This is a genomic window from Falsiroseomonas sp. RANM36 (assembly GCF_056682175.1).
The window spans coordinates 1,205,165-1,215,229 of sequence record NZ_JBWXTD010000003.1; the positions used below are offsets into that span (position 1 = coordinate 1,205,165).

General features: G+C 67.9%; 4 protein-coding genes. 1 reads left to right on the forward strand and 3 read right to left on the reverse strand.

What is annotated here, in order from left to right:
• Positions 1-105 precede the first annotated feature (105 nt).
• Complete coding sequence (locus tag AC1MIR_RS10680; RefSeq protein ID WP_480028142.1) at positions 106-6,921, forward strand: SdrD B-like domain-containing protein; 6,816 nt, start codon at positions 106-108, stop codon at positions 6,919-6,921.
• Positions 6,922-6,969: 48 nt separating this feature from the next.
• On the opposite strand, the gene AC1MIR_RS10685 is transcribed toward AC1MIR_RS10680, so the two are convergent.
• From AC1MIR_RS10685 to AC1MIR_RS10695, 3 genes are read right to left on the reverse strand one after another with little or no spacing between them, the layout of a single operon-like run.
• Positions 6,970-8,067 carry an ABC transporter ATP-binding protein gene (locus tag AC1MIR_RS10685; protein WP_480028143.1) on the reverse strand — a complete coding sequence of 366 codons (1,098 nt, stop codon included), beginning with the start codon at positions 8,065-8,067 and terminating at the stop codon, positions 6,970-6,972.
• A 16-nt stretch (positions 8,068-8,083) separates the two neighbouring features.
• Entirely contained in the window at positions 8,084-9,172 is a 1,089-nt protein-coding gene (locus AC1MIR_RS10690; RefSeq protein ID WP_480028144.1) for an ABC transporter substrate-binding protein, read from the reverse strand.
• A 32-nt stretch (positions 9,173-9,204) separates the two neighbouring features.
• Positions 9,205-9,915 (reverse strand): ABC transporter permease, encoded by a 711-nt coding sequence (locus tag AC1MIR_RS10695; protein ID WP_480028145.1) that lies wholly within the window; start codon positions 9,913-9,915, stop codon positions 9,205-9,207.
• Between the last annotated feature and the right edge of the window lie 150 nt (positions 9,916-10,065).

Here is a 10,065-nt window from a genome sequence, read left to right on the forward strand (position 1 = left end):
CGCGGCCCTCCGCGTGCCGCGCCGCCGCCAGGCCGGGCTTCGGCAGCCACCCTCCATCCAGACCAGCGCGCCGATCGCCTCGCGATCGCGTCGAGGAAGACGCCCATGTCCAGCACCCTGACCTTCGGGACCATCACGGACGGCAGCCTGACCTTCAGCAACATCTCGGTCACCGAGACCGCGGTGGGCGATGTCAATTCGGTGGTCGGCGACGTCAACCTCGGCAATCCGTCGCTGGGCTTCGCACCCCGGCCCAACCCCAGCCCCTCGATCACCGGCCTGAACTGGTCCGGCTTCGTCGGCGGCGCCACCGGCCCCGGCTCCAGCCTCGGCCTCGTCATCGAATACGACGTCTCCAGCGCCGATCCGACGCGCGCGATCACCTCCATCTTCCGCAACTCCTTCACGCCCGACACGCAGATCCCGGTCGGCGCGCGCCTGCTGCTCAGGCAGGAAGTCTTCAACGGCACGGAGCTGGTGGGCATCAGCCAGCTCGAGCGTTCGCCGACCATCAACGACACCGCCGATCCGCCCTTCGAACTGCCGGGCGACATGCAGCTGAACGGCGCCTATGCGTCGGTGCGCGTGAAGATCACGATCGAGGTCAGCATCGCCGAGACCGCGGCGCCGGGCACCAGCACCTCCTTCAGCATCATGCAGCAGGCGTTCAACTCCGCCCTGCTGCCCGCCTCGCTCGGCGACTACGTGTTCGAGGACAACAACTACAACGGCATCCAGGATGCCGGCGACACGCCGATCGAGGGCGTGCAGGTGTTCCTGCTGAAGGACGGCGTCGAGACGGGCGCCACCGACACCACCGATGCGAATGGCCGCTACGATTTCGGCAACCTGGCGCCGGGCAACTACAGCGTCCGCTTCGGGACCCCGGACGGCTATGAGCGCACGCTCGAGGACGTTGGCAATGATGCCCTCGACAGCGACATCGACGCGAACGGCGTCAGCGACCAGGTGACGCTCGGCTTCGGCGAGAACAACCCGACCCTCGACGCCGGCTTCATCCGCCGCGCCTCGCTCGGCGACACCGTGTTCTGGGACAAGAACGAAAACGGCATCCAGGACGCGGGCGATGAGGCGATCGAAGGCGTCATCGTCAACCTGCTCGACGGGAATGGCGGCTTCGTGGCCACCACGACGACGAACGGCACGGGCTACTACGCCTTCCTCGACCTGCTGCCCGGCCAGTACCAGGTGGAGTTCGTCACGCCCGCCGGGTTCAACCCGACCCAGCCCGACCAGGGCGGCGACGACGCGCTCGACAGCGACGCCGATGTGCTCACCGGCCGCACCGCGGTCGTGACGCTCAGCTCCGGCGAGCACGACGACACGCTCGATGCCGGCTACACCAAGCCGATCATCCAGCCGAATGCCGGCCTCGGCAACTTCGTCTGGCTCGACAAGGACGCCGACGGGATCCAGGACGCCGACGAGGCGGGCGTGGTGAATGTCACGGTCAACCTGCTCGACGCGAACGACGTCCAGATCGACAGCACCCAGACGGACGCGACCGGCTTCTACAGCTTCGTCGGCCTGCTGCCCGGCACCTATCGCGTGGAGTTCGTCGCGCCGACCGGCTTCTTCATCAGCCCGCAGGACCAGGGTGGCGACGACGCGCTCGACAGCGACGCCGACCGGACGACGGGTCGGACCCAGCAGGTCACGCTGGCCGAGGGCGAGTTCAACCCGACGCTCGACATGGGCCTGTACCAGAAGGCCAGCCTCGGCGACCGGGTCTGGCTGGACCTGAACGCCAACGGCGTGCAGGACGGCGGCGGCGAGGTCGGAATCCAGGGCATCAAGGTCGAGCTGCTGGACGAGAACGGCGATGTCGTCGAGACGCAGTTCACCGCTGTGAACGGGGCCTACCTGTTCACGAACCTGGACCCCGGCACCTACAGCGTCCGCTTCGACACGACCGGGTACGAGCAGAGCCCGGCGAACCAGGGCAACGACGCCTTCGACAGCGACGCCGGCGCGGGCGGCGAGACCGGCCCCTACACGCTGCTGTCCGGCCAGACCAACCTGACGGTGGATGCCGGCCTGTACCGCCTGGCCGGTCTTGGCGACTATGTGTGGCTCGACGCGAACGGCAACGGCCTGCAGGACGACGGCCAGACGGGCCTTGGCGGCGTGACCGTCCTGCTGCTGGACTCGGCGGGCAATCCGTCGGGCCCGTCCACGGTCACCGCCCCCGACGGCTCCTACAGCTTCACCGGCCTGGTGCCGGGCAGCTACGGCGTCCAGTTCGTCGCGCCCGCGGGCTACGCCTTCACCACGCCCGACGCGGGCTCCGACACCAATGACAGCGATGCGAACGCGACGACCGGCAAGACGCAGATCGTCGCGCTGACCTCCGGCGAATTCAACGGCACGCTCGACGCTGGCCTCGTGCGCCTCGTCCCCTCGATCGAGGTGGTGAAGACCACCAGCGGCAACGCGAATGTCGCGGGCTCGGACGGGATCACGCTGCTGGCGGGGTCCGATGTGTTCTGGACCTACGCGGTGACGAACAACGGTCCGGTGGACCTGACGGACATCGTGCTGACCGACGACAAGGAAGGCCCGATCGCCAACCTGGTTTCCGGCGACGACGGCGACAACGTCCTCGAGGTCGGCGAGACCTGGATCTACAAGGCGTCCGATCCGGGTTCCGCGGTGCTCGGTCCCTACGCCAACGTCGCGACCGTCAGTGGCAAGTTCACCGATGGCCTCGGCACCGCGACCAACGTGCAGGACACCGACCCGAGCAGCTATGTGGGCGTGCGCCCGGATGTGGACATCGAGAAGCTCGTCTCGGTGGATGGCGGCGCGACCTTCGTGGATGCGGACGACCCGACGGGCCCGCAGCTGCTGGAGGGGACGAACCAGCCGATCTTCAAGTTCGTGGTGACGAACACCGGGACGGTGGCGCTGACGAACCTGGTGGTGGACGACGACAAGCTGGACCTGAACGGCGCGCTGGCCGGCGACACGGTGACGATCCCGAGCCTGGCGGTTGGGGCGCAGACCGAGTTCACGGTGGTCGGCGCCTGGCAGGCCGGGCAGCATGTGAACACGGCGACGGTCGCGGGGAGCTTCACCGACGACTGGGGCAACACCGCCAATGTCGGCGACAGCGACAAGGCGCATTACGTCGGCGTCGAGGATCTGACGCCGGTGATCGAGGTGGTGAAGACCACCAGCGGCAATGCCAACGTCGCGGGCACGGACGGGATCACGCTGCTGGCGGGATCGAACGTGTTCTGGACCTACGCGGTGACGAACAACGGCCCGGTGGACCTGACGGACATCGTGCTGACCGACGACGAGGAAGGCGTGATCACGAGCCTGGTTTCCGGCGATGACGGCGACCTGGTACTGGAGGTCGGCGAGACCTGGATCTACAAGGCGTCGGGCACGGCGCAGCTCGGCGCCTACGACAATGTCGCGACGGTGAGCGGCATCTACACGCCGCCGATCGGCGCGCCGAAGCAGGCGACGGACACCGACCCGAGCAGCTATGTGGGCGTGCGCCCGGATGTGGACATCGAGAAGCTCGTCTCGGTGGATGGCGGCGCGACCTTCGTGGATGCGGACGACCCGACGGGCCCGCAGCTGCTGGAGGGGACGAACCAGCCGATCTTCAAGTTCGTGGTGACGAACACCGGGACGGTGGCGCTGACGAACCTGGTGGTGGACGACGACAAGCTGGACCTGAACGGCGCGCTGGCCGGCGACACGGTGACGATCCCGAGCCTGGCGGTTGGGGCGCAGACCGAGTTCACGGTGGTCGGCACCTGGCAGGCCGGGCAGCATGTGAACACGGCGACGGTCGCGGGCAGCTTCACCGACGACTGGGGCAACACCGCCGATGTCGGCGACAGCGACAAGGCGCATTACGTCGGCCAGTCTGCGCAGCGCAGCCTGGACATCGAGAAGACGACGAGCGGTTCCAGCAACGCCAACCCGGTCGCGGCCGACTACGACAACGAGGATACGGCGGACGGTGCCGGCGTTCCGGTGCTCTCCGTCGGGTCCGACGTCACCTGGACGTACAAGGTCACGAATACCGGCCAGGCATCCTTCGCCGCCGGCGAGATCGCCATCGTGGACGACAACGGCACCCCGGGCGACCTCTCCGACGACATGTCGATCGCCAATGGCGACATCGTGCGGATCGCCGATCAGGTCGGCAACAACGACGACGTGCTCGAAGCCGGCGAGGTGTGGCTCTACCAGGCCATCGGAACGGTGCAGGCTTTCGGCGCCGCCGGGACGCCGGTGACCATCGTGATGGAGGGCAACAGCCCACTGTCCGGCACTGCCGGCAATACGCGCGACTTCGGCGCCGGCGGCGTCAACGTGAAGGCCAGCGCCTTCAGCCGCGACAGCGCCGGCAACTGGGCGGAGGCCTATCTCGGCGCCTATGGCGGCGGGCTCGGCGTGACGGACGGCAGCGAAGGCGATGGCAGCGGCAATGCGCACACGGTGGACAACACCGGGCGCGACAACTTCGTGCTCTTTGCCTTCGACCAGCAGGTTGTGGTGGACGCGGCCTATCTGGGCTACGTGGTCTGCGACAGCGACCTGCGCCTGTGGATCGGCACGCTGCCCGACGCCTTCACGGCCGACATCATGCTGAGCGACGCGGTGCTCGCCGGCCTCGGCTTCACGGAGGTCAACGAGACCACGTTGACCACCGCGCGCTGGGCCGACGTCAACAACGGCAACGTCGCGGGCAATGTGCTGGTCATCGCCGCCAACACCGGCGAAGCGACGACGGAAGACTTCTTCAAGATCGAGAAGCTGAAGGTCGCGCCGATCGGGGAGGGCATCTACAAGAACATCGCGACGGTCTCCGCCCCGAATACGCCGAGCGACTCGGATGCCAGCCACTATCGCAGCGTCGCGCCGCCGCCGCCGAAGCCCGGCCTCGACCTCGAAAAGACGACGAACGGCCCGAGCAACGGCAACAGCGTTGCGCCGACCTACGACAACGAGGATGCGCCGAATGGCGCAGGCGTGCCGCTGCTGACCGCCGGCACCCAGGTGACGTGGACCTATCGGGTCGCGAACACCGGGAACACAACCTTCACGGCGGGCGAGATCTCGCTGGTGGACGACAACGGCACCGCCGCAACGGGCGACGACATGTCGATCGCCAACGGGAAGATCGAGCGGATCGCCGACGAGGTCGGCGACAACGACGACCTGCTCGAGGTCGGCGAGGTCTGGCTCTATCAGGCGAAGGGAATCGTCAAGGACCTGACGACGCCGGGTGCGACCGTCAACTTCGACTTCTCCGGCAACAGCTGGACGGATGGCGGGAACGGCAATGTGCGAAGCTGGACCTCGGGCGACGTCTCGGTGAAGGCCAGCGCCTTCAGCCGGACCGAGGCCGGCAGCTGGGCGACCGCATGGCTCGGCGCCTATGGCGGCGGCCTGGGCGTGACGGACCGCGGGGAAGGCGACGGCAGCGGCAACCGCCACACCGTGGACAACTGGGACCGCGACAACTACGTGCTGTTCCGCTTCGACCAGAATGTCGTGGTGGACAAGGCCTTCCTCGGCTACGTCGTCTGCGACAGCGACATCTCGGTCTGGATCGGCACGATCGACAACGCGTTCAACACGACCGTCACGCTGACGGACGCCGTGCTGAACGGGCTCGGCTTCTACGAGGTGAACAACACCACGCTGAGCAGCGCCCGTTGGGCTGACATCAACAACGGGAACCTGGCCGGCAACGTCCTGGTCATCGCCGCATCGGTCGAGGACAAGACGCCGGACGACTACTTCAAGATCGAGAAGCTCGCGGTCGCGAAGGGTGCCGCCAGCGGCGTGTATTCCAACAAGGCGACCGTCTCCGCCCAGGGCGTCAGCGACAGCGACCTCAGCCACTACAAGAACGGCGCCGCCGCCACGCCCGGCATCGACCTGGAGAAGACCACCAACGGACCGAGCAACAGCAATCACGTGGCGCCCGGCTGGGACAACGAGGACATGCCGGATGGCGCCGGCGTGCCGATCCTCACGCCCGGCACCGGCGTCACCTGGACCTACAAGCTGTTCAACTCCGGCCAGACGAAGATCGCGGCCGCGGACATCAAGCTGGTGGACGACAACGGCACGGTTGCCACCGGCGACGACATGTCCATCGCCAACGGCAAGATCACGCTGACCTCGAAGCAGGGCGGGAACCAGGACAACATCCTCGATCCCGGCGAGACCTGGTTCTATGAGGCGAAGGGCAAGGTGCAGGACCTCACCACCTGGGGCGGCGCCACCACCTTCGACTTCTCGGGCTCCAGCGCACTCTCCGGGACGCACGGCAATGTCCGCACCTACACGGTGGGCGACATCTCCGTGAAGGCGAGCGCCTTCAGCGAGGTGAACGGGACGTGGCAGAGCGCCTATCTCGGCGCCTATGGCGGCGGGCTCGGCGTGACCGACCGCAACGAGGGCGACGGCAGCGGCGACCGGCACACGGTGGACAACATCGGGCGCGAGAACTTCGTGGTGTTCCGCTTCAACCAGGATGTGGTCGTGGACAAGGCCTATCTGGGCTACGTGGTCTGCGACAGCGACATCTCGGTCTGGATCGGCAGCATCGACAACGCCTTCAACACGACGCTGTCGCTGAACGCGTCGGTGCTGAACGGCCTCGGCTTCACCGAGGTGAACAACACCACCTCGAGCAGCGCACGCTGGGCGGACATCAATGCCGGCAACCTCTCCGGCAACGTGCTCGTCATCGCCGCATCGCTGGCGGACACCACCCCCGACGACCGCTTCAAGATCGAGAAGCTGGTGGTCCAGAAGGAGCCGGAGGTCGGGTTCTACGAGAACACCGCGACGGTCTGGGTGCCGGGCGCCAGCGACTCGGATGTGAGCCACTACACCAACCCGGACATCTGGCACTGACCGCGTCGCGCCGGGCCGGCCTTCCTGGCCGGTCCGGCGCCGCGCGCCTCACTCCGACAGCAGCACCACGTCCCGCGGCGACCAGGCAAGCCGCACCTGCTCGCCCTCCGCGATGTCGCGCTGCGGCTCCGCGTTGGGCGTGTCCGCGGTGAGCGTCACGCCCCGGTCAGTGCGGCAGGCGAAGCGCAGGCTCGCGCCCATGTAGGTCTTCTCGACCACGGTCGCGGCCACGCCGCCTTCCGGCGCATCGTCCGGCCGGACCTGCAGCTTCTCGTAGCGCAGCACCGCGAGCACGTCGCGGCCCGCCGCCCGGTCCGGCGGCGCCAGCCCCTGTAGCAGCAGGCCGCCCGGCCCTTCGGCCTCCACCACGTCGCCGGCGAGGCGGCCGGTCAGCCGCGCATCGACGAGATTGGCATGACCCACGAAGGTGGCGACGAAGCGATTGGCGGGGCGCTCGTAGATCTCCGCCGGCGTGCCGACCTGCTGCAGCCGTCCCGCATTCATCACCGCGATGCGGTCCGACATCGCCATCGCCTCGCCCTGGTCGTGGGTCACGAAGACGAAGGTTGCGCCGAGCTGGCGCTGCAGCCGGCGCAGCTCCTCCTGCATCTGCAGCCGCAACTGCAGGTCGAGCGCGCCGAGCGGCTCGTCCAGCAGCAGCACGGCGGGGTCGTTCACCAGCGCCCGCGCCATCGCCACGCGCTGGCGCTGCCCGCCGGACAGCTGGTCCACGCGGCGGTCGCCATAGCCTTCCAGCCGCACCAGGCGCAGCGCCTCCTCCACGCGACGGGCGGAGGCGGCGCGGTCGGCACCCTTCATGCGCAGGCCGAAGCCCACATTCTCCCGCACGCCAAGATGGGGGAACAGCGCCAGGTGCTGGAAGATCATGTTGGTGGGGCGCTCATAGGGCGCCAGGTGCAGGACGCTGCGTCCCTCGATCAGGATGTCGCCCTCGGTCGGCGCCTCGAAGCCGCCGATCGCCCGCAGCAGCGTGGTCTTGCCGCAGCCGGACGGGCCGAGCAGCGAGAAGAACTCGCCCCGCCGGATATCGAGCGAGACGTCGTCAAGCGCCGCGACGTTGCCGAAGCGCTTGCCGACCTTCCGGATGGAGACGGCGACCGCTGTCTCCTGCTCCTCCCGTGGCACCCCGTTCCCCCCCCGATCAGGCCGCCTTGAAGCGGCCCCAGGCCTCGATCCAGCGATCCATCGCGGCTGGGAAGGTGTAGCGATGCAGCGGGATGCCGCGCTTCTCCACGTCATAGCCGAGCCGCGCCTGATCGGCTTCCGAGAAGGTGGCCGCGACGTTGCCGTTGGTGACGGGATACTGCGTCTCCAGGCCCAGCTGCTTGCCGAACTCGTCGGACAGCGCGCCGTTGATCGCGGCATGGGCCAGTTCCACGTTGCGCGATTCGCGCGGGATGAAGGCGGAGTGCGTGAACACCAGCAGGCCCTCGCGCGGCCAGTTGTTGGTGACGTTCCGGCCCTGCGCCTGCAGCGCGGCGCGCATCGGGATCCAGCCGAAGATGGCGTCCACCTCGCGCGAGGACATCAGGTTCACCGCCTCCGCGAAGCTGCCCCAGATGGTGCGGAAGTTGCGCTTCTTGGAGATCAGGAATTGCGTGACCCGGTTGAGATCCGCCTGCGACATCGTCTCCGGCGAGCGGATGCCGAGATGCAGCGCGGTGAGGCAGATGGACTGGTAGGGATCGTCGCGCAGCGCGACGCGGCCGGCGTATTTGTCGTCGAACAGCACGCCCCAGGACTGGGTGAGCGGGTCGTTCTCCGGGATCTTGTCGCGGTCATAGACGACGCTGTCATAGCCCCAGACGACGGGCAGCATGAAGGTGTTGTCGCCGCGCTTCGTGATCTCGGACCGGAACAGCGGCGAGATCTTGGCGGCATTCGGGATCTTCGAGAGATCGAGCGGCCGCGCAAGCTCCTGCCCCGCGCGTTCCCGCAGCACGGGCGCCTGGATGAAGCCGGTGGTGGAGAACATCATGTCGTAGCGGCTGGTGCCGCCGGGCGCCATGAGCTTCGCCGCGGTGTCGGTCGGCGAGACATAGGGCAGGTTCTCGATGCGCGCGTTGATCTGGCGTTCCAGGATGGCGCGCGCACCGTTCGGCAGGAAGGGTCCCGGCATCACCGCGATCAGCCGGCGCTCCTGCGCCGCCGCGGGGCCGATGCCCGCGGCAAGTGCGGCCCCGCCGGCGAGGCCGAGCGTGGCACGGCGCCCGAATGCCTGTGTCGTCATCGTCACCTCCTCTGTCGTTGCAGTCGTGGAACTCATGTTGAGCGGTCGGCGCGTCGGCCGATCGCGAAGGCCGCCAGCGACAGCGCCGTGGAGACCAGGATGATCACCACGGCCATCGCGGGCAGGTGCGGCGCGATCTCGTCCACCACCAGCAGCCAGAACAGCACCGGGATGGTGCGGTCATGGCCGCTGACGAAGACGGTGCGGATGAATTCGTCGAAGGATAGGGTGAAGGCGAAGAGCGCGGTGGCGACCACCGCCGGCATCAGCATCGGCCAGACCACGTGCCGGAACACCTTCATCGGCGTCGCGCCCAGGTCCATCGCCGCCTCCTCCAGCGTGCGGTCGAAGCCGTGCACGCGTGGATAGAGCGTGAGGAAGGCGAAGGGCAGCACATAGTTCACATGCGCCACCAGCACCGTGGTCCAGAGGTCGGACCGGATCTCCATGTAGCCGAAGAAGATCAGCAGCACGATGCCGCCGACGATGCCGGGCAGCAGCACCGGCAGCAGGATCAGGTTCAGCACCAGCGACTGGCCGCGCACGCCATGCCGGAAGCCGAGCGCCAGAAGCAGCGCGAATGCGGTGGAGATCATCGCGGCGGTCGCGCCCACGGCCAGCGAATTGGCGAAGGCGGCGATCAGGTCCGCGCTGTCCAGCACCTGCGCATACCACTTCGTCGTCGCGCCCTGCAGCGGGAAGCCGGTGGAAGTGCTGTCGTTGAAGGACAGCAGCAGGATCACGATCAGCGGCAGGTAGAGGAAGGCTGACCCTGCCCCCTAATTGCCCTCGTTCATGAGCAGAGCCTGTTCTCCATTTGCCCCGATGCGGGGCGGGTTGCAAATGCGGCTGGGGTGAGCCCGTTCAGGCTCGTGTGCGGGCGGGCCGTGTTG